Origin of the sequence: Chryseobacterium sp. (assembly GCF_041914225.1) — a bacterium.
In the GTDB taxonomy this organism is placed as follows: domain Bacteria; phylum Bacteroidota; class Bacteroidia; order Flavobacteriales; family Weeksellaceae; genus Chryseobacterium.
The window spans coordinates 18,649-45,406 of the sequence record NZ_JAYSDT010000020.1 but is presented as its reverse complement, the minus strand read 5'-3'; the positions used below and the strand labels follow the sequence as shown (position 1 = coordinate 45,406).

Here is a 26,758-nt window from a genome sequence, read left to right as displayed (position 1 = left end):
TTAAAATTAGTAAAATATGAAAACAAAATTAACACTGTTGGCTGCTGTAATGGCCTTCAGTTATGGATTTGCTCAGGAATCTCCTGAAAATAATCTGAGCTTCTATTCAAAAAAAATCGACAGTATTGTCGGTGCTGAAAAAGAAAAGATGAATTCAGAACTGGATAAAATCGATAAGGATTTTAAGAAAAAGAAAATCACATCCGATGAAAAACAACAACAACGTACAGCAGTTGCTACCAAATACCAGCAGATTATTAATGAAAAAATCGACGCCAATAAAGAAGATCTGGAGTTGGCGACCAAAGAACTTGTAAAAGATGCTGTCTTTAAGTCAAATGATTCTTTAAAACCGGGAAAAAATCAATTTTGGCTTGGATTCAATGGGATCAATATGAAATTCAATGAAAGACAGAAAAATAATAATCCCAAAAGTTATCTGCAGACGTTTGAAATTACCATTGGTATAATAGGAGCAGGCCTGACCGCAAAAAATGAACCTTTTAATTTTTATAATAAAGATTCAGATGTCAAAAATACGGTTATCAATTCCTGGCAGATTGGCTTGTGGTATGGAAATCAGATAGGAAGCTATACCAGCCCGTTTTTTTATCGTTTCGGGGTTGGGATGAGGTCTGATTTGTATACGCCCAAATACGGACAGGTCTTTAAGCAGGATAAAAACAACTTATTCATAGGTGATTTCGATCGTGGAAATCTTAAAAAAACAGCTCTTTACAGTACCTATTTAACCATTCCGGTAGACCTGAAATTTGTTTTATCTCCGAAATATAAAGAATATGAAGGCGTAAAATATCTGGATAACAGAAAGAATCAGCTGGCCCTCATCTTAGGTATTTACGGAGGAATTAAAGTAGGAAACCTTAATTATATCAAATACTCCAATGAATATTCTGACAGAATTGTAGAAAGGGAAAAAATGATGCATGGATTGAACGATTTTATCTTTGGAGGAAAATTGGGAATCAGTTATGGCGGATTTAATCTGTTTGTTCAGAAAGATTTTACTCCTGCTTTCAATAACAATGCTTTGCTGAAGAAAAAATATGGACTTCAGATTGGTATAGAAATCGCAAATGTTAATTTTTAATTTAACAATAAATAAATTATTTCTTTAGTTAATAATTAAAAATAGTATTGTTTTTTTACGACTAACGAACGTTTGTATCGTAAAATTGTATTTTTAAAACACACGATCCGAAAGTGTGTTTTTTTTTGTATTTTGGCAATTTAGTAAATATGAAAAATATTCAGTTATTAGGATTAATTTTAGTCATCGTGGGCAGCTTTTTACCCTTGGTACATGTGCCTGTCATCGGAAACTGGAACTATTGGAAGCTTGATCATTATCTGGCTATTATGTGCTGGATTTTTTCTGCATGTGCAGTTTTTGGGATTGTAAACAACAGTGCCGGAGTCGTTAGATTTTTTGGTATTCTGCTTATCCTTTTATTCGGATTTACTTTAGTTGCTGTGAAAATGCAGTCGCTTCAATACTTTAGCTTTTTACCATTCAAATCATGGCAGGAAACCTTTGCAGGAATTGTTAAGCTGAAATGGGGATGGGCGGTAGAGTTCTCAGGTGCTTTGATGATGATTTTCGCAGGAGGAAATAAAAAAGTAAACAATAGAACACAGATATAAAAATGAATTTCTTAAAAATATTTTCAGCAGGAATTTTGCTGGCAGCAGCTATCCAGGTAGATGCCCAGGCAACAGGACAGAAAAAGCCGGATAATCCGCCTAAATGCGCCAATATAAAAGAAGGAAAATTTGTACGACCCAATTATCCGGAAGGAATATGGCATATGACCATTAAGGATAATATTCAGACTGAATATTTGAATAATGGAAAAGATTATATCAAATCGACACTGGTTTTTGTGGATGATTGCAATTACAAAGCAATCGTGATGGAAAAATCAGATAAAAATGATCCTGCACAGATAGGAGACGTCTTCAATAATAAAATTGTAGCCACTCAGGATAACCTTCTGAAAGTGAATACTAAAATTGAAGGAACCCAATTTGATGTGGTGTACGTAAAAGTAAAATAAATTCAAACTATAAAAAGGGAATGAGCTCCCTTAGCTAAAATAAAAATTATATACATGAAAGAAGTATTCATTGTTTCCGCAGTAAGAACACCCATGGGGAGTTTTATGGGAAGCTTATCAACAGTTCCGGCTACAAAACTGGGAGCAACTGCCGTAAAAGGAGCATTAGATAAAATCGGTTTAGACCCAAATAATGTTCAGGAAATTTATATGGGGAATGTTCTTCAGGCAGGAGAAGGCCAGGCGCCGGCTCGTCAGGTTGCTTTAGGAGCAGGTCTTTCAATCAATACACCATCTACTACAGTAAATAAAGTTTGTGCTTCAGGGATGAAGGCTGTAACAATGGCTGCTCAGGCAATCAAAGCCGGTGATGCGGACGTAATTGTTGCAGGAGGTATGGAGAATATGTCTTTGGTTCCCCACTATTACAATGCAAGAGTGGCTACTAAATTAGGCGATATCAAAATGCTTGACGGAATGGTACTTGACGGTCTTACAGATGTATACAACAAAGTACATATGGGTGTATGCGCAGAAAAATGTGCTGCAGACTATAATATTACAAGAGAAGATCAGGATAACTTCGCAATAGAATCTTACAAAAGATCTGCAAAAGCATGGAGCGAAGGAAAATTCAATGAAGAAATTGTACCGGTTTCTATTCCTCAGAGAAAAGGAGAACCAGTAATCTTTGCTGAAGATGAAGAATACAAAGCAGTAAACTTCGACAGAATTTCAACACTTCCTACCGTATTTAAAAAAGAAGAAGGTACAGTAACAGCAGCAAATGCATCTACTTTGAATGACGGAGCTTCTGCATTGATCCTTGTTTCCAAAGAAAAAATGGAAGAACTTGGACTGAAGCCTCTTGCGAAAATCGTTTCTTATGCTGATGCCGCTCAGGAGCCTGAAAACTTTACTACTGCTCCGGCAAAAGCGTTACCAATTGCTCTTAAAAAAGCAGGATTGGAAATTTCAGATATTGATTTCTTTGAATTCAACGAAGCGTTTTCAGTAGTAGGATTGGCGAACAATAAAATCTTAGGATTGGATGCTGCCAAAGTAAACGTAAACGGAGGTGCTGTAGCATTAGGACACCCTCTGGGAAGTTCAGGCTCAAGAATCATTGTAACTTTAATTAACGTATTGAAGCAAAATAACGCAAAATACGGTGCCGCAGCAATCTGCAACGGTGGTGGAGGTGCTTCTGCTATCGTGATTGAAAATATCTAATATTCTGTTTCAGAATATATTGCCATTAAGGAATCGATAATTTTTTTAAAAACTTATCCATTTCTTAATGGTTTTTTTATTTTTGTGCTACTAATATTTATTTGAAATGTCTGAAACTGAGAATCGACAGCCTAAAAACATAAAGAATAATCCGAAGATTATGAAGGCCTGGGCTGTATATGACTGGGCAAACTCCGTGTATTCCCTGGTTATTACCTCTACCATTTTCCCCATTTATTATTCTATCCTTACCACTGCTTACGAGAAAAAAGAATACGTAGCAGAAACAAAATCCTGGATTGATGTCCCGGTAAGGCATACGATCAAAATTTTTGGAGAAGGATATCAGCCGGATGCTGTATATGGGTATTCACTTACCATATCGTTTTTTATTGTAGTATTGTTGTCGCCGTTTTTATCTTCTTTAGCAGATACCATCGGAAACAAAAAATCTTTCCTGCAGTTTTTCTGTTATCTGGGGGCAACATCTTGTATGGGATTGGCTATGTTTACAGGAATGCATAATGTCTTTCTGGGGCTTCTATTCAGCATTACGGCCAGTGTCGGGTTTTGGGGAAGCCTGGTGTTTTATAACTCGTTCCTTCCTGATATTGCCACACCGGACAGGCAGGATGCTCTTTCTGCAAGAGGATATGTTTACGGATATATCGGCTCTGTAGTGTTAGTGGTGATCTGTTTGGTACTGATTCAGGTTTTTGCCAAAGGAGCTGCTCAGCAATTACTGTTTACAAGAATCAGCTTCCTGCTTACAGGAGCATGGTGGTTCGGGTTTTCTCAATATACTTTCAAGCACCTTCCTCAGTTTGGGGATGTAAAAGATAAGCTTCCTAAAGATCTTGTATTGCTGAACTATAAAAATATCTTCAAAAAGCACGAAGAGCAGGGAGGCTTTTTCGAAGTACTGAAAGATAATCTTAGCTTTTATAAAGACATTGCAAAAGAAAGTTTCCATGAACTGTTCAAAGTAGGCGGAGAGCTTTTCAAAGACAGAAATCTGAAATTCTTCCTGTCAAGTTTCTTCTTTTACAGCGTAGGAATGCAGACTATTTTCCTGATGGCAACCTTATTTGGGAAAAGTGAAATCAACCTGGCTCAGGATAAACTGATCGGAACACTTCTGGTCATCCAGATTGAAGCGATTATCGGAGCTGTTATTTTCTCAAGATTATCTAAGAGAATCGGTAATAAAAATGTTATTTCAATTGCTATCATACTGTGGATCATAGCTTGTATCTGGGCTTATTTCCTTAACAAAGAAAATCCTACGGTAGAATACCAGTTTTATGGGGTAGCTGCAGTGGTTGGCCTTGTAATGGGCGGGCTTCAGGCGATGTCAAGATCTACATACTCAAAGTTGCTTCCTGAAGATTCCATGGAAAATACAACCTTCTTCAGTTTCTATGATGTGTTGGAGAAAATTGCGATCATTATCGGAACCTTTATCTTCGCAACGCTCATCGAACATTTCAATAACATGCGTATTGCCGCACTGTCTATGACAATATTTTTTGGCGCAGGTCTTATTTTAATACGATTCCTTAAGGTCAAAATGAGAAAAGACAGAGAAACACTATAAAATTGAAAAGACGTTATTTTTGACGTCTTTTTTATTGTCTTTTTCTTTAAAATTATATTTATTTATCATATTTATTTCGTATTTTTAATAAAAGAACTGAAGAAAGTAAAATAGAAAACAATTCGGCCTGAGTTTTGCTTATATTCAGCGGAATAATTTTAACTTTGCAAAAAGATTTATTGTCAAAATGACCAACCCTTTATTTTATGCAAAAATCATCCTGTTTGGAGAATATGGAATGATTGAAGATTCCCAGGGGCTTGTAGTACCTTACAGCTTCTATAAAGGGACTTTAAAGTTTTCCGGTTTGGCTTCTGAATTTGAGCTTAATTCCAACAGGCATCTGCAGAAATATTCTGAATTTCTTACAAAACTTGATCTTTCCGACGATTTTAAGCTGGATATTGAGAGTTTCAAAAAAGATATTTCAAACGGACTTTTTTTTGATTCCAATATTCCGCAGGGATATGGAGTGGGAAGTTCCGGAGCGCTGGTAGCTGCTATTTTTGAAAAATATTCAGTCAGTAAACTTAATCCTGAGAACATCTCCAAGGATAATCTTAAAAAATTAAAAGCTGTTTTTGGTGAAATGGAAAGCTATTTCCATGGCAAAAGCTCAGGAATGGATCCACTGATCTGCTACATGAACCTGCCGATTCTTATCGAAAATAAAGAAAATTTAGACAGGGTAAATATTCCCGAAGGTGAAGAAGGAAAAGGAGCTATATTTCTGATTGATTCCGGTATGACAGGAGAAACAGGACCTATGATTCAGATTTTCTTTGAAAAGATGAAAACAGAAGGTTTCCGAAAAACCCTGAAAGAAGAGTTCATCCGTTACAATAATGCATGCATTGATTCTTTCCTTAAAAAAGATATGAACCCTTTCTTCAGAAATCTTAAGAAGCTTTCTTATTGGGCTTATGAACATTTCCGTCCTATGATCCCTGAAAGTATCTTTAATATCTGGAAAAAAGGACTGGATTCTAACGCTTATTATCTGAAACTCTGCGGAAGCGGTGGAGGCGGCTATATCTTAGGATTTACCAAAGACTATGCAAAAGCAGAAAAAATGCTTGAAGGCTTCCAGAAAGAAGTGATTTACAGATTTTAAACAGCCTGGAATGAATTCTGAAAAAGAACCTTTCCAATCTAAAGACTATCTCTCAAAATCTCTATTTTACAGATTTTCACAATTCGTGGGCTTTTTGCTCGGAGCACGCTTTTTTGTAGCTGCCCTGCTGACATTTGCCCTCTATGTTTCTACTTTTTTCCTGTTTAATCAGGATGAATCTTTCAGAAATTTCGTATTTGATTTCAAAGTACACGGTATTATTTTTTGTACCGTCCTTACCATCCTGGCTGGCGGTATCATCAACCAGTTCTATGATCTTGAGAAAGATCATGTGGTAAAACCATTCAGAACAAGGCTTCAGAGCTTTATCAAACAAAAATATTTCCTGTATGCCTACCTGGCGCTGAGTGCTGTTTCTTTGGGGATTGCCTGGATGATTTCCCATAACGTTTTTGTTTTTTTTGTAATCTATCAGTTTTTTATGTGGTTTTACAGCCATAAACTGAGCAGAATATTGATACTAAACAACCTTACTTTTGTCAGTCTCACACTGTATCCGTTCTTTGGAATGATGGTATATTACGAAACCTTTTCCAAAAAGGTATTCCTGATGGCTGTTTTTCTTTTCCTTATTTTGTTATGTATTGATATTGTGAAAGATACCCTTACCCGAAGTGTTGATAAAGCATTCGGATATACTACCATTCCTAATTATTTTAAAACCAGAAATACAAAAATCATTCTGACCTCCTTATTAATAATTACCATGGTAGTTTCTATGAAGATTATTACAAAAACCGGTATTAGCGGATTCATGGCATATTATTTTGCCGGCGGCCTTTTTGTCATGATTGTATGTATTTATCTTCTTATAAATGCTTCCCGGAGGAGTAACTTCTTTACATTGAATATATTACGGTTCTGGGTTTTCGTAGGAATTATAGCAATGCTCCTAAACGGAATAGAGCATAAATTATAAAAAAATTCTTTTAAATAAACTGAGGTTATTATTACCTTTGCAAAACTAAATTTAATAAATAGGAATGCCCATTTTTAATGATACTAAAATTGCATTTGCAGACAAGTCTGATGCACAATTGAGAAAGGCTTACTGGATGTTTAAAATGATTGAACAGCCCGCTCTTACAAGCCTTGGAACATCTGTTCTGAATTTCACAGTACATAACAATTTTCCTTTCGTTACAGGAATTGTAAAGAATACCTTATTTGAGCAGTTCTGCGGAGGTGAAACCCGTGAAGAAAGTATGAAAGTTGTGAAGCAGCTTTTCAAAAGAGGGGTTGGAAGTATTTTCGATTACTCTATTGAAGGAAAAGAAGATGAGGAAACTTTTGATGCAGTTTGCAAGGAAATTAAGGATATTGTAAGATTCTCGGTAGGAAATCCGGCAATTCCTTTTATCGTATTTAAGCCTACCGCTTTTGGAAGAATTGATCTTTATGAAGCTGTTGGAAAAGGGGCAGAGCTTACTACAAGCCAGAAAGAAGAATGGGAAAGAGTAGTGAGAAGATTTGATGAAGTATGTAGTCTTTGCCATGAGAACGATAAAAAAGTAATGGTAGATGCTGAAGAAACCTGGATGCAGGACGCTGCAGACCACCTTTGCGAAGAGATGATGGAGAAATATAACCAGCAGAAGCCTATCGTTTGGAATACCATCCAGATGTACAGAACCGGAAGGCTGGAATATATGGAAGCTCATCTTCAGAGAGCAAGAGAGAAAAATTACTTCATCGGTTATAAAATCGTTCGTGGTGCTTATATGGAAAAAGAAAGAGCCAGAGCAGCAGAAAAAGGATATGCAGATCCGATTCAGCCGACAAAAGAGGCTTCAGATAAAAACTATAATGCAGGAATCGACTTTGTAATGGAGCATCTGGATAAGGTTTCAGCATTTTTCGGAACTCATAATGAGATATCTTCGGAGCTGATTATGGATAAAATGAAGGCAAAATCTCTGGAAAACGGTAATCCACATGTCTATTTCGGACAGCTTTACGGAATGAGTGATAATATCACCTTCTATTTGTCAGATAAAGGCTATAATGTGGCTAAATATCTTCCATACGGACCTGTAAAGGATGTTGTTCCTTATTTGACGAGAAGAGCCCAGGAAAACACCTCTGTGGCCGGACAAACCGGAAGAGAGCTTGGACTCATCAAAAAAGAACTGGAAAGAAGAAAGAAACAATCATAATAATTGTTCTCAATAAATAAAAAAGACCTGCAGTTTTGCGGGTCTTTTTTATTGGGTTAATTGCTTAAATAGTGCTAATTAGTGAATCAAGAATTGGAAATTTAAGTTAATTTAATAATAACCAATCCATTTATTGTTTACATTGATTATATGTTAAAATAATTATATTTTTATTGCTGATTTGATTTTAAATATTTATATTTGATAAAGACATAAAAACTAACAAATGAAAATGTTTTCACTGACTGTGATAAGTCCCATAGACATCTTACCCATATGGTAAACCACAGTAATTACCCCCTTAAAAACCGGCTTTATAAATTATAAACAGGAGCAGATGATGATGATATAAATTCCATCAGTTGATACCTTGTCAAAAATTTTAAAAATAAAATAAAGCAATAGCTTTAGTTTTCTTCTTCAAATATTTTTTAACCTGATCATTTCTCTGATCAGGTTTTTTAAGGCTCAAAACTTTCGAATTTTCCATTTTCATAAAAGAGAACAATACGTTTTATTTTACTTTGCTGATTACCAAATAGTTGACCTAAAATCTGTTCACCAGAATTTTCTAATCGCTGAGAATCCGATATTTTTTCCGGAGCCTTATCATTGGCCGTTATAACCGATTCTCCAGCACTTGATTTCGGAGTTTCTGCTTCCGTCTCTTCACTTCCGAATTCCTCATCATCATTCATCATCGTAAAAAGATCGGGTAGTGGAGTTGTTTTTATTTTCTCCTCTTCAGTATATTCTTCATTAATTTCTGTTTCCGGCAGCTGGGACTTCAGCATCTCACCCTCGCCGGTAACCAGCCAGTCCCATAAAAGTTCCGGGAAACGGGATTTTATTTTTAGGATAAATTCAAGAGACGGTTTGTTTCTTCCTGATGTGATATGGGAAATGGACGAACGCTGCACATCAATCTCATCAGCAAACTCAGAAGGAGTAAGATTGGAATACTCTATAATTTTTGAAATTCTTTCATTTAAACTCATAAAAATATGCCTTTAATTATTTTACAAATGTAACTCTTATAATTTACAAATGCAAAATACAAATGTAAATAAATTTGATTTTTGTCTATATACATTTGTAAATCAATATTAATATATTATAAATCAATACATTATATACTAATTACAATTGTATTTAAGACTAAAATTTTCTAAAATCCTGTCACGAGTAATTTCTATAGCTTTATCGGTTAAACAACTTATTATACTAAAAAATAGGTTTAATACTGTAAATTATTGCTATTTGTTAGGTATTTTAATCCTTAAAATTTTATTGAAATTCTTTATTTACATTATTAATCCATTTCTCATAAGATAAACTGATTTAACACCATATTTATATGATTAATAGACACTTATTTTCTATATACAAAGGTAAATTACTAATGTAAATACGCTTTTTTGGCCTAAATAAGCATCAATTTGGAGAAAGTATCTTATTGATAAACTACTTATTTTTCTATAGATTAAAATTCCTGGAAAAAATCGGTAAAAACTAAAATTATTCCACAAAAATTCTGATTTTCCGAGTATTTACATTTGTATATATGAATAGATATCTAAGTTTTCCACAATTAAGATGTTTAAAAAAATAACGCTCAATCAGCCTTATACAGCATTATATTTACTTCAAGTATAGTTATAAATATAATTTAAATAAATTTCATAACTAATTGAATTTAAGCATTTTAAATATATTCAATTAAATTATTCGCAATCCACAATTTTATCCACAGACAATTTGTCCATCTGTGCTGTTTAATAATGTTACAAAAGTTAACTTGATTAATTAACTCAAAATTGATGCAGGTTAAATTTTGTAAATCCGCTTTTAACTGAAATGTCAAATGTAAATTCAGCTATTTTACTAATATTTACAAATGGTAATTTAAATTTTAACCTAAAAATGGCTAAATTTGATTCCTGTAAATTATTTTGCAAATGAATTTTGAACAGATCTATTCTCAAAACCCCGATTTCTCAAATCGCTATATTTCCCCTGAAAAATTATTTTCTTATCTACAGGCAAATCTCAGCGATTACATTCAGCAGATCGGAACATCTTATTTAGATAAGCCGATTTATCAGCTAAGCATCGGAACCGGAAACATTCAGGTACTGGCCTGGTCACAAATGCACGGGAATGAATCCAATGCTACCCATGCGATGCTTGATCTTTTGGTAAGTCTTGATAAAGCTCCGGAAATAAAAGAAGACTTATTCAGTAAAATAAGACTGGATTTTATATTCATGCTGAATCCCGACGGATCTGAAAGATGGACCAGACTGAATGCAGCCGATATCGATCTGAACAGAGATTTTCATAACGAAGCAAGTAAAGAGATTAAATTCCTGAAAAAAGCAGCCGCTTCCAAAAAATATGATTATGCTTTAAACCTTCATGAGCAGAGAACCATTTTTACAACTGATGGCATTCATCCTGCTACACTTTCCTTTTTAGCTCCGTCTGAAAATGTAGAACGTACTGTGACTGAAAACAGGAAAAAATGTATGGCGGTTATCGGAAGGGTATACAATCATTTGAAGGAAATGATTCCTAACCAGATCGGAAGATATTCTGATGAATTCTATCCGACTTCTACAGGTGATAATTTCATTAAAGCCGGAATGCCGACTATTTTATTTGAAGGCGGACACTTTGTGGATGATTATACCAGAAAAGGAACCAGAAAATATTATACCATTGCCCTTTATTATGCCTTGAAAGCGATCAGTGAACTGAATTCTGATATTACAGGCTGGGAAACATACCTTGAAATCCCGGAGAACAGGGAAACCCATTATGATATTATTTACAGAAATGTAAAATTGAATACTGACCATAAATGTATTCTGGATATTGCCGTTCAATACAGGGAAATCAAAGAAGAAGGAAAGGATGATATTTCTTTTATACCTTTCGTAATGGAGGCCGGAGATGTGAAACAAAAAAAAGGCTGGCTTGAAATAGACTGTACCGGAAAGAAGTTTATTTCTGCAACTAAATATCCTAAACTGGATGCGGTTGTAGATTTTAAAATAGAAGATTAAAAGACTTTAAATAATCTCCTCATAAAAAGTTTCGGCAGCCCTTCAGGGCTGCCGAAACTTTTTATAACTAATTTCCAAAATTCAAATGGCTGTCCACTCAAATTATAATGTTATTCAATAGGAATGGGCTTTAGCCAATTTAGCTTAATGAATATTCATCCGGCTTTAGCCAAAACTTAATTTTAGAATGTCGATTCCTCTAAAGATTAGTTAACCACTTTAATCCCGTTCGCTACAAACCTGATTTCCTCTTTTGGCTGAGTGATCGCATCAATTTCAGACTGAGGCTTTTTAGCATCTTCCGCATAATGTTTCTGCTCATTCACAGAAGTTACTTTTCTCTCCGCATTCCCTTCCAATACTACATTTTTCCCTTTTAAAGCTGTAGGTACGAAGAAAGCATAGTCTTTCTTTTTTACAAAAAACTTAGAGTTGTCTTCCGTCTGAATGGTTAGCCAGCATCCTTTTTTGTCGCAGACATCAGTTACCTTTCCTTTAACAGCAATATTCTCGACTTTTTTATTGTCTTTTTTAAGCTTTTTATTCAATTTATCTGCTGTGATCGCTTTGGATTCAGCGGATGAACTTACCTGATTTCCATAAGTATCACCTACCAAAGCCTTTCCTTCCGGAGGACCGGATTGGGCAAATGCTAATGACGAAGCTGTTAATGCTGCACCAAATAATATTGCTTTGAATTTCATGTTTAATATTTTTTCCAAAAATACTAATTAAAATTGAATCATAACGGAATAAAGAATAACAAAAGGCAGTTGTTTTAAGGAATTTTCAACAAATTTGAAAATCAACGGCAGATTTGATTATATTTGATCCCTATACTTGACTATGCAGAAAAAACTGAAACTATGGGATGCCATCATGCTGGTGATGGGATCGATGATCGGAAGCGGAATTTTTATTGTAAGCGCTGATATGATGCGAAACCTGGGATCAGGTTTTTGGCTGATTATAGTATGGGTCATTACGGGAGTGATGACTGTGGCAGCAGCTATAAGCTACGGAGAACTTTCTGCACTCTTTCCGAAAGCCGGAGGGCAATATACTTATCTGAAAGAGATTTTCGGAAAAAAAATGGGATTCCTTTACGGATGGGGGCTGTTTACGGTAATACAGACCGGAACTATTGCTGCAGTGGCAATGGCTTTTGGAAAATTTACCGCTTATTTAGTTCCGTCATTGAATGATGCTGCCCCAATTTTTCAAAGTGGTGAATTTAAAATAACATGGATCCAGATTCTGGCGATTGGTGTGATTTTGCTGCTTACCTACATTAATACCAGGGGAGTAGAAAGTGGTAAAATACTTCAGAATATCTTTACAGGCTCCAAAATTATTGCATTATTAGGCTTAATTGCTGCCGGTTTTATATTGGTAGACATCTCTCATTTATCAGAAAACTTCAGCTGGGGAACAGATTCTTTTAATAATCTTAAAAAAGATCTGAGTGGTAATTTCCTGAAGGAAGGCTGGGAACTTATCGGAGGAATGACTCTGCTTGGGGGAATTGCCGCCGCAATGGTAGGCTCTGTTTTCAGCTCTGTTGCCTGGGAAAGCGTAACATTTGTTTCCGGTGAAATTGAAAATCCTAAAAAGAATGTGGTAAAGTCCATGATTTATGGTACTTCTGCCGTAATGATTCTTTATATCGCAGTAAACTATGTCTATCTGAATGCTTTGGATAGAGATAGTATTGCATTTGCAGCCAATGACAGGGTAGCAGTAGCAGCCTCTCAGAATATATTTGGAAGTGCGGGAACCATTATTATCGCTTTATTGGTGATGATTTCCACATTTGGATGCAATAACGGACTCATTCTGGCAGGAGCCAGGGTTTTCCAGACGATGGCAAAAGACGGTATGTTTTTTAGATCAGCAGTACAAAACAATAAAAATGAAGTTCCTGAAAATGCTTTATGGATGCAGGGAGTCTGGGCTTCTATTCTGTGTCTGAGCGGGCAGTACGGAAATTTGCTGGATATGATCTCTTTCGTAATCGTTCTTTTCTATATGATTACGGTTTTTGGAGTTATTTATTTAAGAATGAAACAGCCGGATCTGGAAAGACCTTATAAGACATGGCTTTATCCGGTAACGCCTGTTATTTACCTTCTGATAGGAACCTGTTTTTGCATCTTATTGCTGATTTACAAGCAGCAATATACATGGCCTGGTTTTATACTGGTATTGCTCGGGCTTCCGGTGTATTATTTTATCAACCGTAAAAAGGCAGATCAGTAAAATATAATATAAAAGATAAGAGATATAAAAGATTCAGGGCTTTCAATTCAGGTTGAAGGCCCTTATTTTTCAATAATATTTTAAAGTATTGTAGCCATTATTTGCCGAAAATGCGTATTTTGGTATTTCGTTTTTAAACAGGACCATGAAGTAAAAACAATAAGTTATGGATACACCAAATTACAGAATGCCTTTCGTACCGTCTACTTTAATGACCGAATGCGGAAGTATCGATACCTGCGATATGGGGGAAAGCATTGCACACAATATTATGCTGCTGATCACTACCAAAAAAGGAGAGAACAGATACGATGAAAACTATGGAAACGATGTCTGGAACCTTGAATTTGATAATGGAGTTACAAGTGCCATCTGGGAAAGCGTTTTTATCAAAAGCCTGAGAAGACAGATTCAGGAATATGAACCAAGAATCGTGAACCCGCAGATTGATGCTCATATACAGTTTGTAGAGCACAGCTATGATACTAAAGAACACACCGAAATTAAAAAGAAAGTAAGAATTGCCATCAATGCAAAAATGGAGGAAACAGGAGAACGTTTCAGTTTTTCAACAGAACTGTTTCTGAGTCCAATGTCTATTGATTAATATTTTTAACAGCGAAAGAAAATTATGAATTTAGATCAGAATATTTATTCCAAAGAATCTGTAAAAGCAAGAATGCTGCAGAATGCAACTAAAGTATGGGGATTAAAAAGCCCGCAGTCTTTAGATCCTTTTGTAAAACTGCTGATAGATGCATTCAGTACAGAAGTTTTCAAAGCGAATAATGAAATACAGACAGTAAATGCCCGTATATTGGAAAAACTAGCAAAACTGCTTACACCTTCTATTTATACACATCCTATCCCGGCTCATTCCGTGGCTTTTACACAGCCTTATGAGTCTTCTGAAATTTTACTGGAACATACGGAATTCTTCTTCCGTAAACAAATGACGTCCACAGTAAAATCAGAATCGGACAAGCAGCTGAACATTCCTTTTACTCCTGTAGGAAATGTAAGAATCAATAAAGTTCATACGTCTGTCATGTTTGTAGGAAATACCTGTTACAGCATTGATGACAGATTTAATAAAATTCCTATTGCAAGATTTCAGGGCCGGCCGGAAGATTACAGAAAAATCACAATAGGAGTAGACGTAAGCAAATATGTAAGTGAAAATTTTCCCAAATACCTGAGCATTTTCTGCTCCAATCCGGCTTTTGAGCATCTTGATTTTGTATATAAATTATTGCCTTACATCACTGTATCAAGCAATGGTAATCCATTGTTTGTAAGGGAAGGATTAAGTTATCTTACAGAAAGTCATTCGGATGGTTACGAACAGATGTTCAAAGAACAATCCATCAGAAATAAGGTCATTGAAGATATTAAAAGCATTTACCGCCATAAGTTTATTGAAGTGACAGGGATCTCCCAAAGCCTGTTTTCAGAACCGGGAGAGCTTCCGCAGAACCTTGATTTCCTGGCAGGAAAAGAAGAAATCACTAAATTCCTGGATAATAAATGTTATCTGTGGCTTACTTTTGAGTTTCCACCACAATTTTCAGCAGAAATCCTTGACAATTTTTCCTTTGTTCTGAATACTTTCCCGATATACAACAGAGGCTGGAAAAAAACAGAATACAGCCTTGATATCATGGGGAATAATATTCCTTTGGTAACAGATGAAGGGGAGCACTTCCTGTATGTGGATGAAGTACAGGACGGTGACGGAAGAAAATATACCGAAATCCCTTTCACTCCGGCTGATGATCTTAAAAAAGGTTTATACACCGTAAGAAAAGGAGGTATGGAACGTTTTACCAGCAGAAATGCGGTGGATATGATTGCCAATGTTCTGGAACTGACAAGGGATGAGATTGCTGCATTTTCCCTTTTGAACAGAGATAATGTAAAAGGAGTTCTCAGCGAAATGTCCGATAAAATGAAATCCATGGTACAGAAAGTAAACAATGCCAAAAGGAATATCAGACAGGAATTGAACTACGTGATTATGGAGCCTGTAGAAAAAACAGATCATACTTATGCTTCTTTCTGGGTAACACACTGTACTCTGGCCAATCATATGCGTCCGGGAACTGAGCTTTCCAATCAGTTAAAGTCCCAGACGGTTGTACTGCTTACAGAAACATTAGGCGGAGCTGAAGAGCAGAAAGGAACAGACAGTATCCAGGCTTATAAGTATGCGCTGACAACCAGAGACAAAATTATTTCTTTGGAAGATGTTAAAAACTACTGCCGTATGATCCTGAAAGATGAGGTAAAAGAAGTAAGGGTAAGAAGGGGGACAATGATCAGCAACAAACCGAAAGAAGGTTTCGTAAGAACCGTTGAGGTAGAGATTGTTCCTCAGAATTATTCCTTCTATGGAAGAGCCTACTGGGAAAATATGGCCAATATTATCAGAAACCAGATTATTTCCAAGGCCATCGACGGAATCGAATACATCGTAAGGATTACCAATGAAGATGTTGATTTCCAGGATATGTAATCTTTAAAGAAAATTAAATCAGTTTAAAATATAAATGCCGTTATTAATACGGCATTTTTTGAATCATATCAATAGAAACGGGCTTTAGCCCGTTTTTTATCCAATAAGCTTTTTAATTGATTTTGGCCAAAACGTATAAATCATTCTGTAGAAATTCAATTTTCTATTTATTCCATTAACAAAAACTAAGAATTTTTTATGAAACTTTTATCCCTTTTATATTCAAAAAAAGTCTATAAAATTTCGTATTTTTGCACGTTGTGATTTTCAGGCAAAATCACCCCAAATTATGAGTAAATCAACAGAATATATAGAAGTTTACGGGGCACGTGAACACAACCTTAAAAATATTAACGTAAAAATTCCACGCAACGAATTGGTCGTGATTACCGGCCTTTCCGGAAGTGGAAAATCATCATTGGCTTTTGATACCATTTTTGCCGAAGGCCAGCGTCGTTATATCGAAACATTCTCTGCTTATGCACGCCAGTTTCTGGGCGGATTGGAGCGTCCTGATGTAGATAAAATTGAAGGACTTTCTCCCGTTATTGCCATTGAGCAGAAAACCACCAATAAAAACCCTCGTTCTACCGTAGGAACGGTTACCGAGCTGTATGATTTCCTGCGTCTTTTGTATGCAAGAGTTTCGGACGCTTACTCTTTGTCTACAGGGCAAAAACTGGTGAGTTATACCGAAGATCAGATTCTTGAGACCATCAAAGAAAATTATAAAAAAGAGAAAATCATGCTTTTGGCACCGGTTGTTCGTTCCAGAAAAGGACATTACCATGAGCTCTTTGTTCAGATGGCTAAAAAAGGATACGGACAGGCAAGAATTGACGGTGAGCTGCAGGATATTGAATATGATTTAAAACTTGACCGTTATAAAACCCACGATATCGATATTGTCATTGACCGTTGGATCATCGAGGAAAATGCCTCAGAAAGCAGAATGGAAAAATCATTGCGTACCGCAATGGAAATGGGAGAAGGAATTATCGGTATCCAGAAGCTGGGAAGTACAGATATTGAGTACTTTTCGAAAAACCTGATGGATGCAGAAACCGGACACTCTCTGGCACTGCCTGAACCAAATACTTTTTCATTCAACTCACCGAAAGGAAGCTGTCCGAACTGTAAAGGGTTAGGGACCATCAAAAAGATCAATACAGATTATTTCGTAGATAATCCAAAACTATCCATCAATCAGGGAGGATTATTGCCATTGGAAGATATCAAATCTAACAAATGGATACTGTCACAGATTAAAAATATTCTTGAGATTTTCGGATTGGGGTTAACAACACCTTTAAAAGATATTCCGGAAGAAGCACTGGATTATATCTACAACGGATGTCATAAAGAGTTCAATAAAGATCTGAAATACGCCGGAATTACCAAAAAAATAAAAATAGGTTTCGATGGTCTGATTGCTTTCATGGAGGAGATTATTGATGACAGAGACTCATATGAAGCTGTTTTATTGGAAAGACATTTTACGACAGAAGAAACCTGCCCGGAATGTCATGGCACCCGTCTTCAGCCTTCAAGTTTAAGTTTTAAAATTGATGGAAAGAATATTGCAGAGGTGAATGCTTTAAGCTTAGCGGATTTAAAAGACTGGCTGGCTGATGTTAAAGATAAATTCTCAGAAAAAAATAAAATCATCGCTCATGAGATCTTAAAAGAAATCGAAACCAGGCTTCAGTTTTTGCTGGATGTAGGGTTAGATTATTTAAGTCTGAGCAGAAGTTCAAAAACCCTTTCAGGAGGAGAATCGCAAAGAATCCGTCTGGCAACACAGATCGGATCTCAGCTGGTGAATGTTTTATATATCCTTGATGAACCAAGCATCGGACTTCACCAGAGAGATAATGAAAGGCTGATCAACTCCCTGAAAAACCTCAGAGATATCGGAAACTCTGTATTGGTGGTAGAGCATGATAAAGACATGATTCTGGAAGCTGATGAGGTGCTGGATATTGGTCCTAAAGCCGGAAAATTTGGTGGAGAGATTCTTTGGCAGGGGAAACCGAAAGATCTGGTGAAAGCAGATACCATCACGGCTCAATATATCAATGGTAAAAGAAAGATTGAAATTCCTGCAGTAAGAAGAGCAGGAAGCGGTAAAAATATTTTATTAAAAGGAGCTACAGGAAACAATCTTAAAAATGTAACCCTGGATATTCCTCTTGGAAAACTGGTTGTTGTAACCGGAATTTCAGGAAGCGGAAAATCGTCTCTGATTAATGGAACTCTGTATCCAATCCTGAACAAACATTTCTACAGAGCGGTCCAGGAGCCGTTACCTTACAAAAAAATTGAAGGATTAGAGAATATTGATAAAATTGTAGACGTAGATCAGACACCAATTGGAAGAACACCACGTTCGAACCCGGCAACCTATACAGGAATGTTTACCGATATCAGGAATCTTTTTGCCGAACTGCCGGAAAGTAAAATCCGGGGATATAAGCCGGGAAGATTCTCTTTCAACGTGAAAGGCGGGAGATGCGAAACCTGTCAGGGTGGAGGATTGAAAGTGATTGAAATGAATTTCCTTCCGGACGTTTATGTTCATTGCGAAACATGTAACGGAAAACGCTTCAACAGGGAAACTCTGGAAGTTCGCTATAAAGGAAAATCAATTTCTGATGTACTGGATATGACCATTAATGAAGCAGTAGATTTCTTCCAGCCGATTCCTAAGATTTTTTCAAAAGTGAAAACATTGCAGGATGTAGGATTAGGATATATTACCCTTGGACAGCAGTCGACAACCCTTTCAGGAGGTGAAGCACAGCGTATCAAGTTGGCAACCGAACTGGCAAAAAGACAAACGGGAAACACCCTTTATATCCTTGATGAACCAACAACAGGATTGCATTTCGAAGACGTAAAAATCCTTATGGATGCTATTAATCAATTGGTAGAACTTGGAAACTCATTCATCATCATCGAACATAATATGGATGTGATCAAATTAGCTGACCATATTATTGATGTTGGACCTGAAGGAGGAAAACATGGCGGACAGATCGTTGCACAGGGAACTCCTGAAGAAATTGTGAAGTCTAAGAAAAGTTTGACTGGGAAGTTTTTGAAGAGAGAACTGGAGTAAAGATAAAATTATTCAGTATTTTGTCATTCCGAAGGAATTTAAATAATTTATTTCAAAATATTGATCAACTTTTAAATTAAAGATTGACATAATAATCGGCTAAACTCTCAGGTTTAGCCTTTTTTATGCTTAAAAATCTAACTCCAATATTAAATTTTCATTTATTTTTGAAAATTATTTATCTGATAATCAGTAAATTGTATTTTAATGTTAACTCAATGTTAACTGAATGTAAAATTAATATGAATTATTTTTAATAACTTTGGGTAAGAGATACAAAAATAGGTTAGTATAATATTTAAAACCAGTTAGTTATGAAAAATAGAATTCAAATATGCATTGCTTCACTTTTTGTTTGCGGATTTGCTGCTGTTTTAAACACTGCTAAAGCTCAGACTACAGATCATAGTACCATTCAGGAAATTCAACTGAATAGAAGTGAAACGTTTAATGATATCCGAAATAAACTGGAAGCCAACTTTGATCTTACCAATCCTGATTATAAACAGGGAACCGTAAACTCAGTGGTTAAATTTGATATTGCCAAAAACGGTAAAATCGTTAATGTTCATTCTACAGGAGACTGCAAAACCGTAAGCAGGGAAATTGAAACGGTACTCAGCGATCTCGATTATAGAGTAGACCGTAAAAAACTGACTGATAATATGGTTGCCTATACTTATGTAATGCCTGTGACAGTCGAAATTCACAGCAGATAATATTTATTGCATATTATTCAAAAATGTGTGAATAATGAAACCTTATAAGATTAAATTGTAATAAAGAATAAACAGATATGTTTTAGTTTTGGGCTACCATAAAATTAGAACTATATGAAAAATTTAAAGAAACTGACAAAATCAGATTTGAAGTCAGTGAACGGAGGAGAGCCGGTAAAATACTGTACATTTTGCGAATGGGCAAATAAAGTAATTTGCAGCGATGTTCCAATCGTTCAATGCCCGTAAAAAACAAAGCCGCTTTTAAAAGCGGCTTTTCTATTGTCTTGTACTTTTAACAAATTCTGTTAATCTTGCTTTAAGATCCCTGGAATTCCCTATTGTATCAAAAGTAATATTATCTATCTTCCACTCTTTCCCTGTATTTGTCAGACGTATGGTATCTGTCCATGCTACCTTAGGTGAAGAAAGGTTGTATTCAAATGCCACCGGTACTTCTGCAGTGGTATTCTTTATCCTGACTGATTTAATTTTATAACCTGTAAACCCTTCATATAAACTGGAAAAAACAGCACCTTCAAAGATTAAGGGTTTTTCATCAGGATGATCACTGTTTTTTACCTTCTCTATGTCTGCTTTTGAATCATTGATAGCCTCTTCCAAAACTTTTTTTAAATCTGCGGAAAACAAATCTTCCGGAATGGGTTGGTTGTAAATTGCTTCATTAGATTTTCCGTAAGCAGTATAAAGCTCATTTACTTTTGCATTGATGGCTGAATCTTGGGTTAAAGCAGGTTGTACTTCATTCTTTTTACAGGATGTAAACAATAGAAAGAGCCCTGAAAGGAGAAATAATTTTTTCATGATGTATTTTTATAATATCGAAATTCACAATCCAGATGTCAAAATTTATACCAACCGTCAATAAATTATTTTTCGCAAATCACAAAAATCAATACATTTGAGCAGATAAAAAAATTGTGGATCCTATTCTTAACGTTGCTGTCCGTTCCTTCTGCGTTTACCTTTTCATGGTAATTGCCATCCGTTTATTTGGTAAAAACCAGCTTTCACAGCTCAATGCAGGTGATGTAGTACTCTTACTGCTGATTTCAAATGCTGTTCAGAATGCGATGGTAGGGCCCGATACTTCTTTGCAGGGTGGTATTGTTGCAGCACTCGTTTTGTTTCTTGCCAATTTCATTTTAAAAAGACTTATGTTTTCCAGCCGTTCCTTTCAGACCTTTATGGAAGATGAGCCGGTTGTTCTTATCAGGGACGGAATAGCAGACCAGGCAGCTCTGAACCGTGTAAAAATCACAGAAAGCGAGCTTGAAGAAGCAATAAGGGAACATGGAATTGAAAATATAAATGATGTAAAGCTGTCTGTACTGGAAGTGGACGGAAATATCAGTGTTGTTTCGCAGGATGAAAAAAGCAAGCAGACCCATTATTCAAGAATTAAAAGAAAAATCAAAAGAAAATATCACTAAAACGATGAATTACGAATTAAGAGAAATGCTTCCCACTGATGAGGCCAGAGTCCTGGAAATTTTCCGCCAGGGAATAGACGGTGGAATTTCCACTTTTGAAACAGAAGTCCCAACTGCTGAAGCCTGGAGCATGGGATATTTTAACGACTGCCGCTGGGTGTTGGAAAATGAAAATAACGAAGTTGTGGGATGGTGTGCCTTAAAACCGGTCAGCAAAAGAGAATGTTATAAAGGAGTTGCAGAAGTAAGCATTTATTTTGATAACGAATACCAGGGAAAGGGACTGGGTTCCGTATTGCTTAAAAAATTGATTTTAGACAGCGAAGATCACGGATTCTGGACATTACAGACCAATATCTTCTCCGAAAACGAAACTTCTATTAAATTTCATCAGAAAAACGGTTTCAGAATGGTAGGTATCCGTAAAAAAATTGGGAAGCTCAATGGAGAGTGGAAAGACGTTATTCTGATGGAAAAAAGAAGTGAAATCATTTAGAATTATAAATTATAATTGATGATTTTGTTTAATAAGCAGCAAACTATCTCCATAACAAAATTCACTATTGACTTGCGAAGCAAAATTGACCATTGACCTTAACACACTGTATATTCCGTCTTTAAACCCTGGACTTTAATTTTTGGCATTACCATTGTTATATTAACTCAAATTTGAAAAAGTGGGAATAATGAAAAGTATCATTAAAATTACAGGAGCTGTTATTATAGTATCGATGATGACATCGTGTGTCGCTTATGATAATGGATATGGATATCAGACCAAGAGACTTCCGCCGGGCCAGGCTAAAAAAATCTACGGTGGAAGCGCAAAAGATTATGCTCCGGGACAAGTGAAAAAAAGATATGGTCACTAATCAGGAATAAAAATTAACAGTTGATTTTTATCTGCATGATGTTGATTTAAATACTTTTTGGCATTATCATTGATATATTTCGCTATCGAAATTGAAAAAGTGAAAATAATGAAAAGTATGTTTAAAATCGCAGGAGCAGCTGTGGTAGCATTGTTGTTGTCCTCTTGTGTGGTACATGAGCATCATGGAAGAAGAATGCCGCCAGGTCATGCAAAAAGGTATTATGGCGGAAGTGCGAGGTACTACGCACCAGGCCAGGTAAAGAAAGTGTATATTTATGATGATCGCGGACATGGACATCACAAAGGTCACGGTCATGGAAATCACAGATAAAAAGAAAGCACTGAATTTTTTCAGTGCTTTTTTATGATTATTATAATCTTGTTTTTTTCGGATTAAGAAAAGTGTTAAAAACCATCACTTCCTGCCCGAACTTTTTCTCAATCCTTTCGGAAATATTCAAAAGTTCACTTTTAATAAAATCTTCACGAAGGTCGTTATTATCAAAAATTAGCAGGAGATTATAATTTTTTCCTTCCTCAATAAAGTCGCTGTGCACTTCAGAAAGAATATATTTGCTTACATCCATCAGGTTTTCAGTCATTAAAACCAGTGTTTCATCAATATAATTTTCCCATTCTTCTAGCCTGTCTTTTGTACAGTGGAAAGTTATACTTAATACGCTCATATTTTTATGAATTTTTAAGATTTTTTGGATAAATTCTACAGCAAAAATCGGCATTTTTTTCGTAAATTAGCCCGTTAATAAAAATTGGAAATAAATAATTTTCGGACTTACAGCTAAGGGTCTGAATATCATTACAATAAAATTTGTTTATGCAAAAAGAAGGAGAAAGACTGATTCCTATCAACATTGTTGATGAAATGAAGTCGTCTTATATCGATTATTCGATGTCGGTTATCGTTTCCAGAGCGCTACCGGATGTAAGAGACGGCTTGAAACCCGTTCACAGAAGAGTACTTTACGGTATGTATGGACTAGGGGTGTTTTCTAATAGAAAATATTTAAAATCTGCGAGAATTGTTGGGGATGTTTTGGGTAAATACCACCCGCACGGAGATTCCTCTGTGTATGATGCTATGGTAAGAATGGCTCAGGACTGGAGCTTACGTTATCCCCAGGTAGACGGGCAGGGTAACTTCGGTTCTATGGATGGTGACCCTCCTGCAGCAATGCGTTATACTGAGGCAAGACTGAAAAAAATCTCTGATGAGGTTCTTTCAGACCTGGACAAAGAAACGGTTGATTTTCAGAATAACTTTGACGACAGCTTACAGGAGCCGACAGTGATGCCGACAAAAGTTCCGAATCTTTTGGTAAACGGTACTTCAGGTATTGCAGTAGGGATGGCAACCAATATGGCACCGCACAACCTATCAGAATCTGTAGATGCAATCTGTGCTTATATCGATAACAAAGAAATTACGATCGATGAATTAATGCAGCATATTATTGCTCCGGATTTCCCTACAGGAGGTATTATTTATGGTTACGATGGAGTAAGAGACGCTTTCCATACAGGAAGAGGTAGAGTGGTTTTAAGAGCTAAAGTTAACTTTGATGAAATCGGAAACAGAAACGCTATTATCGTTACTGAAATCCCTTATCAGGTGAACAAAGCTGAAATGATTGCCAGAACAGCAGAGCTTGTTAAGGACGAAAAAATTCCTGGTATCCACGAGATCAGAGACGAATCGGACAGAAAAGGACTTCGTATTGTTTACGAATTGAAAAACGATGCCATTCCGAATGTTGTCCTTAACCTATTATATAAATATACAGCACTTCAGACTTCTTTCAGTGTAAATAATATTGCATTGGTACACGGAAGACCGGAGCAGCTGAACCTTAAAGATATCATTCATCACTTTGTAGAGCACAGACATGAGGTCATTGTAAGAAGAACTCAGTTTGAGCTTAAAAAAGCAAAAGAAAGAGCACATATCCTTGAAGGCTTCATGAAAGTGATTGGCACTCAGGATGCTTTAGACAGAGCTATTTCTATTATCCGTCACAGTGCGAACCCGCAGGCTGCAAAAGAAGGCTTGATTGAAGCTTTTGAGCTTTCTGATATCCAGGCGCAGGCAATCCTTGATCTTAGATTAGCCCGTCTTACGGGAATGGAGCTTGATAAGATCCGTGATGAATACGATGCGATCATGAAAGAAATCGCGAATTTGGAAGACATCTTAGCGAATGAGCCGAGAAGATTCCAGATCATCAAAGAAGAATTACTTGAGATCAAAGAAAAATACGGAGACGAAAGAAGAACTGAAATAGATTACTCAGGAGGAGAAATGTCTATCGAAGATATTATCCCGAACGAATCTGTAGTTCTTACTATTTCTCATGCAGGATACATCAAGAGAACTTCACTTTCAGAATATAAAATCCAAAGCAGAGGAGGTGTAGGTAATAAAGCAGCAACAACAAGGGATTCCGATTTCCTTGAATATATTGTTTCTGCAACCAACCACCAGTATATGCTGTTCTTTACAGAAAAAGGAAGATGTTACTGGTTAAGAGTATTTGAAATTCCGGAAGGCTCCAAAACAGCAAAAGGAAGAGCAGTGCAGAACCTTATCAACATTGAACCGGATGATAAGATCAAAGCTTATATCAGAACCAATAACCTTAAAGATTCCGAATATGTAAATCAAATGAGCGTTGTGATGGTAACCAAAAACGGAACCATCAAGAAAACATCATTGGAAGCTTATTCAAGACCGAGAGTAAACGGGGTGAATGCTATTGAGATCAGAGATAATGACCAGTTATTGGGAGCTTACCTGACAAACGGAAATTCTCAGATCATGATCGCTACCAAAAATGGTAAATGTATCCGTTTCCCTGAAGAGAAGGTAAGAGAAGTAGGTAGAGGATCTATCGGGGTAAGAGGAATCTTGCTTGAAGATGGTGACGAAGCTATTGGTATGATTGTTGTGAACGATGTAGAAAACGAAACAGTACTTGTGGTATCTGAAAAAGGATATGGTAAGAGAACTGCAGTAGAAGACTACAGAATTACCAACAGAGGAGGAAAAGGAGTTATTACTCTGAACATTACTGAAAAAACAGGTAATCTGATTGCTATTCAAAACGTAACAGACGAAGATGGATTGATGATTATCAACAAATCCGGTGTTGCCATCAGAATGGGAATGGATGAGATGAGAGTAATGGGTAGAAATACTCAGGGAGTAAAACTGATCAACCTTAAGAAAAATGACGAAATTGCAGCCATTGCAAAAGTAGAAATGGATAAAGATGTAGAAGAAGATTCTGAAGAACTTGAAGAAACAGAAGAAGGAGTTGTAGGATCGCTATTTGATAACCAGGAAGACAATACAGTACCTCAGGCTGGAAATGAAGATTCAGCAGAGGAAAATGAGAATTCTGATTCTGAAGAATAAATTGTACAATTAATATAAAATAGTTATTATGAAGAAACTAATTTTAGGAATGGCTATCGTAGCGTCTGCTTTTGCTTTTGGGCAGAAAAAAGATGCCAATGCTCTGAACGCTCAGCTTCAGGAAACCAACAAGGCCGCTATGGATGCATACAATGCAAAAAATTATGCAGCTGCAGCACCTAAGTTTATTGAAGTTTATGACTTATTGAAAGCTAACGGACAAGACAACAAAATATATATGTATTATGCGGGATTGAGCCATGCGTTAGCCAATAACAGTGACCAGTCTATCAAAATATATACAGATCTTGTTAATTTCGGATTTACAGGAGTAGAAACTACTTACACTGCAAAAGAAAAGAAAACAGGACAGGTTGTAAATCTTGATAAAGCAACGTGGGAGCTGATGAAGAAAAATTCAGACTATACTGATTTCAAAACAGAACAGACAAAAAGTATAGAACCGGATTTATATGAGACTCTTGCTTCATTACTTCTTAATGTGAAAAAACCGGAAGCTCTTGCTGTTATCGAAAAAGGATTGGCAAAGTTTCCTAATAATGCAAAGCTTAAAGAAGCTCAGACTACAGCATACCTTCAGTCAGGAAATACAGACAAATTCGTTTCAGGATTGAAAGAGCAGTTAGCTAAAAACCCTAACGATGCTACAAACTGGTACAACCTTGGAGTAATGCAGGCTAAAAACCCAGCTACAGTTAACGATGCTTTGGAAGCGTTCAAAAAAGCAGTTGAGCTTAAACCTGACTTTTCTGATGCATATCAGAACTTAGTATACACTACGATCGGTGACGATGCTAAAGTAGTAGGTGAAATCAATGCATTGAGAAAAGACAAGCCGGATGAAGCTTCTAAACTGATCGACGCAAGAAGAGAAAGATTTGCAAAAGCTTTACCATACGCTGAAGGATGGTATAAAGCCAATCCAAAAAGTCTTGATGCGGTTTCTGCATTAAAAGAAATTTATGTAGTAACTAAAAACATGGATAAAGTTAAAGAAATGAAAGCTAAAGAAGCTGAACTTACAGCTGCTGGAGCAAAATAATCATTTTGATAACAACAGATAAAAAACCGGAACATTTCTGTTCCGGTTTTTTA

The 26,758-nt window shown here is 36.1% G+C and carries 25 protein-coding genes; 21 read left to right on the top strand and 4 right to left on the bottom strand.

The genetic code is table 11. From position 1 onward, the window contains the following. The first annotated feature begins 16 nt into the window (after positions 1–16). The 8 genes from ACE3RB_RS10995 (at position 17) to ACE3RB_RS10960 (ending at position 8,199) form a co-directional block, all read left to right on the top strand. Positions 17–1,111, top strand: coding sequence for a hypothetical protein (locus ACE3RB_RS10995; RefSeq protein WP_374464263.1), 1,095 nt, complete (start codon positions 17–19; stop codon positions 1,109–1,111). Positions 1,112–1,260: 149 nt separating this feature from the next. Continuing rightward, positions 1,261–1,665, top strand: coding sequence for a hypothetical protein (locus ACE3RB_RS10990; RefSeq protein WP_374464262.1), 405 nt, complete (start codon positions 1,261–1,263; stop codon positions 1,663–1,665). 2 nt (positions 1,666–1,667) lie between these two features. Further along, positions 1,668–2,078 carry a hypothetical protein gene (locus tag ACE3RB_RS10985; RefSeq protein ID WP_374464261.1) on the top strand — a complete coding sequence of 137 codons (411 nt, stop codon included), beginning with the start codon at positions 1,668–1,670 and terminating at the stop codon, positions 2,076–2,078. A gap of 54 nt (positions 2,079–2,132) precedes the next feature. Further along, entirely contained in the window at positions 2,133–3,311 is a 1,179-nt protein-coding gene (locus ACE3RB_RS10980; protein WP_002979154.1) for an acetyl-CoA C-acyltransferase, read from the top strand. A gap of 106 nt (positions 3,312–3,417) precedes the next feature. Further along, the gene (locus ACE3RB_RS10975; RefSeq protein WP_374464260.1) at positions 3,418–4,908 is read left to right on the top strand and encodes an MFS transporter; all 1,491 of its coding nucleotides are present in this window, start codon (positions 3,418–3,420) and stop codon (positions 4,906–4,908) included. A gap of 187 nt (positions 4,909–5,095) precedes the next feature. Further along, positions 5,096–6,022, top strand: coding sequence for a mevalonate kinase (locus ACE3RB_RS10970; protein ID WP_374464259.1), 927 nt, complete (start codon positions 5,096–5,098; stop codon positions 6,020–6,022). Between the two features lie 10 nt (positions 6,023–6,032). Continuing rightward, complete coding sequence (locus ACE3RB_RS10965; RefSeq protein ID WP_374464258.1) at positions 6,033–6,962, top strand: UbiA family prenyltransferase; 930 nt, start codon at positions 6,033–6,035, stop codon at positions 6,960–6,962. Positions 6,963–7,026: 64 nt separating this feature from the next. After that, complete coding sequence (locus ACE3RB_RS10960; protein WP_374464257.1) at positions 7,027–8,199, top strand: proline dehydrogenase family protein; 1,173 nt, start codon at positions 7,027–7,029, stop codon at positions 8,197–8,199. A 461-nt stretch (positions 8,200–8,660) separates the two neighbouring features. Here the strand turns inward: ACE3RB_RS10960 and ACE3RB_RS10955 are convergent, their stop codons facing one another. Further along, complete coding sequence (locus ACE3RB_RS10955; protein ID WP_374464256.1) at positions 8,661–9,197, bottom strand: helix-turn-helix transcriptional regulator; 537 nt, start codon at positions 9,195–9,197, stop codon at positions 8,661–8,663. Positions 9,198–10,157: 960 nt separating this feature from the next. Here ACE3RB_RS10955 and ACE3RB_RS10950 point away from each other — a divergent pair. Further along, a complete protein-coding gene (locus ACE3RB_RS10950; RefSeq protein WP_374464255.1) occupies positions 10,158–11,267 on the top strand; it encodes a M14 family zinc carboxypeptidase in 1,110 nt (369 codons plus the stop codon). Positions 11,268–11,473: 206 nt separating this feature from the next. Here ACE3RB_RS10950 and ACE3RB_RS10945 read toward each other — a convergent pair whose 3' ends face one another. After that, positions 11,474–11,971 carry a DUF4920 domain-containing protein gene (locus ACE3RB_RS10945; RefSeq protein ID WP_374464254.1) on the bottom strand — a complete coding sequence of 166 codons (498 nt, stop codon included), beginning with the start codon at positions 11,969–11,971 and terminating at the stop codon, positions 11,474–11,476. A gap of 142 nt (positions 11,972–12,113) precedes the next feature. Between ACE3RB_RS10945 and ACE3RB_RS10940 the strand changes: the two genes are divergently transcribed. From ACE3RB_RS10940 to ACE3RB_RS10915, 6 genes are all read left to right on the top strand, one after another. Continuing rightward, positions 12,114–13,526, top strand: coding sequence for an APC family permease (locus tag ACE3RB_RS10940; RefSeq protein WP_374464253.1), 1,413 nt, complete (start codon positions 12,114–12,116; stop codon positions 13,524–13,526). 166 nt (positions 13,527–13,692) lie between these two features. Then, positions 13,693–14,133 carry a GPW/gp25 family protein gene (locus ACE3RB_RS10935; protein WP_374464252.1) on the top strand — a complete coding sequence of 147 codons (441 nt, stop codon included), beginning with the start codon at positions 13,693–13,695 and terminating at the stop codon, positions 14,131–14,133. Between the two features lie 24 nt (positions 14,134–14,157). Next, the gene (locus tag ACE3RB_RS10930; protein WP_374464251.1) at positions 14,158–16,041 is read left to right on the top strand and encodes a type VI secretion system baseplate subunit TssF; all 1,884 of its coding nucleotides are present in this window, start codon (positions 14,158–14,160) and stop codon (positions 16,039–16,041) included. Positions 16,042–16,330: 289 nt separating this feature from the next. Next, entirely contained in the window at positions 16,331–19,162 is a 2,832-nt protein-coding gene (uvrA, locus tag ACE3RB_RS10925) for an excinuclease ABC subunit UvrA (protein ID WP_374464250.1), read from the top strand. Positions 19,163–19,476: 314 nt separating this feature from the next. Continuing rightward, a complete protein-coding gene (locus tag ACE3RB_RS10920; protein ID WP_131434224.1) occupies positions 19,477–19,881 on the top strand; it encodes a hypothetical protein in 405 nt (134 codons plus the stop codon). Between the two features lie 114 nt (positions 19,882–19,995). Then, positions 19,996–20,130, top strand: coding sequence for a hypothetical protein (locus ACE3RB_RS10915; protein ID WP_002979182.1), 135 nt, complete (start codon positions 19,996–19,998; stop codon positions 20,128–20,130). Between the two features lie 30 nt (positions 20,131–20,160). Here the strand turns inward: ACE3RB_RS10915 and ACE3RB_RS10910 are convergent, their stop codons facing one another. Then, positions 20,161–20,706, bottom strand: coding sequence for a hypothetical protein (locus ACE3RB_RS10910; RefSeq protein ID WP_374464249.1), 546 nt, complete (start codon positions 20,704–20,706; stop codon positions 20,161–20,163). A gap of 116 nt (positions 20,707–20,822) precedes the next feature. Here ACE3RB_RS10910 and ACE3RB_RS10905 point away from each other — a divergent pair, with 116 nt between their 5' ends. From ACE3RB_RS10905 to ACE3RB_RS10890, 4 genes are all read left to right on the top strand, one after another. Then, positions 20,823–21,335, top strand: a complete 513-nt coding sequence (locus tag ACE3RB_RS10905; RefSeq protein WP_374464248.1) for a DUF421 domain-containing protein — start codon at positions 20,823–20,825, stop codon at positions 21,333–21,335. A gap of 4 nt (positions 21,336–21,339) precedes the next feature. Continuing rightward, the gene (locus tag ACE3RB_RS10900) at positions 21,340–21,831 is read left to right on the top strand and encodes a GNAT family N-acetyltransferase (RefSeq protein ID WP_002979187.1); all 492 of its coding nucleotides are present in this window, start codon (positions 21,340–21,342) and stop codon (positions 21,829–21,831) included. Positions 21,832–22,021: 190 nt separating this feature from the next. After that, on the top strand, positions 22,022–22,207 hold the full coding sequence (locus ACE3RB_RS10895) for a quinol oxidase subunit 4 (RefSeq protein ID WP_374464247.1): 186 nt from the start codon (positions 22,022–22,024) through the stop codon (positions 22,205–22,207). A 117-nt stretch (positions 22,208–22,324) separates the two neighbouring features. After that, complete coding sequence (locus tag ACE3RB_RS10890) at positions 22,325–22,540, top strand: hypothetical protein (RefSeq protein WP_374464246.1); 216 nt, start codon at positions 22,325–22,327, stop codon at positions 22,538–22,540. Positions 22,541–22,580: 40 nt separating this feature from the next. On the opposite strand, the gene ACE3RB_RS10885 is transcribed toward ACE3RB_RS10890, so the two are convergent. Beyond that, positions 22,581–22,895, bottom strand: a complete 315-nt coding sequence (locus tag ACE3RB_RS10885) for a DUF4286 family protein (protein WP_041461755.1) — start codon at positions 22,893–22,895, stop codon at positions 22,581–22,583. A gap of 149 nt (positions 22,896–23,044) precedes the next feature. Between ACE3RB_RS10885 and gyrA the strand changes: the two genes are divergently transcribed. Further along, entirely contained in the window at positions 23,045–25,642 is a 2,598-nt protein-coding gene (gyrA, locus tag ACE3RB_RS10880; protein ID WP_374464245.1) for a DNA gyrase subunit A, read from the top strand. A gap of 28 nt (positions 25,643–25,670) precedes the next feature. Continuing rightward, positions 25,671–26,705, top strand: coding sequence for a tetratricopeptide repeat protein (locus tag ACE3RB_RS10875; RefSeq protein WP_374464244.1), 1,035 nt, complete (start codon positions 25,671–25,673; stop codon positions 26,703–26,705). Positions 26,706–26,758 lie beyond the last annotated feature (53 nt).

Coding starts and splice junctions, on each gene's coding strand:
- ACE3RB_RS10955 (WP_374464256.1), bottom strand. CDS start 9,197: ATGAGTTTAAATGAAAGAATTTCAAAAATTATAGAGTATTCCAATCTT.
- ACE3RB_RS10930 (WP_374464251.1), top strand. CDS start 14,158: ATGAATTTAGATCAGAATATTTATTCCAAAGAATCTGTAAAAGCAAGA.
- ACE3RB_RS10975 (WP_374464260.1), top strand. CDS start 3,418: ATGTCTGAAACTGAGAATCGACAGCCTAAAAACATAAAGAATAATCCG.
- ACE3RB_RS10970 (WP_374464259.1), top strand. CDS start 5,096: ATGACCAACCCTTTATTTTATGCAAAAATCATCCTGTTTGGAGAATAT.
- ACE3RB_RS10960 (WP_374464257.1), top strand. CDS start 7,027: ATGCCCATTTTTAATGATACTAAAATTGCATTTGCAGACAAGTCTGAT.
- ACE3RB_RS10935 (WP_374464252.1), top strand. CDS start 13,693: ATGGATACACCAAATTACAGAATGCCTTTCGTACCGTCTACTTTAATG.
- ACE3RB_RS10915 (WP_002979182.1), top strand. CDS start 19,996: ATGAAAAATTTAAAGAAACTGACAAAATCAGATTTGAAGTCAGTGAAC.
- ACE3RB_RS10945 (WP_374464254.1), bottom strand. CDS start 11,971: ATGAAATTCAAAGCAATATTATTTGGTGCAGCATTAACAGCTTCGTCA.
- ACE3RB_RS10940 (WP_374464253.1), top strand. CDS start 12,114: ATGCAGAAAAAACTGAAACTATGGGATGCCATCATGCTGGTGATGGGA.
- gyrA (WP_374464245.1), top strand. CDS start 23,045: ATGCAAAAAGAAGGAGAAAGACTGATTCCTATCAACATTGTTGATGAA.
- ACE3RB_RS10965 (WP_374464258.1), top strand. CDS start 6,033: ATGAATTCTGAAAAAGAACCTTTCCAATCTAAAGACTATCTCTCAAAA.
- ACE3RB_RS10885 (WP_041461755.1), bottom strand. CDS start 22,895: ATGAGCGTATTAAGTATAACTTTCCACTGTACAAAAGACAGGCTAGAA.
- ACE3RB_RS10990 (WP_374464262.1), top strand. CDS start 1,261: ATGAAAAATATTCAGTTATTAGGATTAATTTTAGTCATCGTGGGCAGC.
- ACE3RB_RS10950 (WP_374464255.1), top strand. CDS start 10,158: ATGAATTTTGAACAGATCTATTCTCAAAACCCCGATTTCTCAAATCGC.
- ACE3RB_RS10995 (WP_374464263.1), top strand. CDS start 17: ATGAAAACAAAATTAACACTGTTGGCTGCTGTAATGGCCTTCAGTTAT.
- ACE3RB_RS10980 (WP_002979154.1), top strand. CDS start 2,133: ATGAAAGAAGTATTCATTGTTTCCGCAGTAAGAACACCCATGGGGAGT.
- ACE3RB_RS10900 (WP_002979187.1), top strand. CDS start 21,340: ATGAATTACGAATTAAGAGAAATGCTTCCCACTGATGAGGCCAGAGTC.
- ACE3RB_RS10985 (WP_374464261.1), top strand. CDS start 1,668: ATGAATTTCTTAAAAATATTTTCAGCAGGAATTTTGCTGGCAGCAGCT.
- ACE3RB_RS10875 (WP_374464244.1), top strand. CDS start 25,671: ATGAAGAAACTAATTTTAGGAATGGCTATCGTAGCGTCTGCTTTTGCT.
- ACE3RB_RS10895 (WP_374464247.1), top strand. CDS start 22,022: ATGAAAAGTATCATTAAAATTACAGGAGCTGTTATTATAGTATCGATG.
- uvrA (WP_374464250.1), top strand. CDS start 16,331: ATGAGTAAATCAACAGAATATATAGAAGTTTACGGGGCACGTGAACAC.
- ACE3RB_RS10920 (WP_131434224.1), top strand. CDS start 19,477: ATGAAAAATAGAATTCAAATATGCATTGCTTCACTTTTTGTTTGCGGA.
- ACE3RB_RS10910 (WP_374464249.1), bottom strand. CDS start 20,706: ATGAAAAAATTATTTCTCCTTTCAGGGCTCTTTCTATTGTTTACATCC.
- ACE3RB_RS10890 (WP_374464246.1), top strand. CDS start 22,325: ATGTTTAAAATCGCAGGAGCAGCTGTGGTAGCATTGTTGTTGTCCTCT.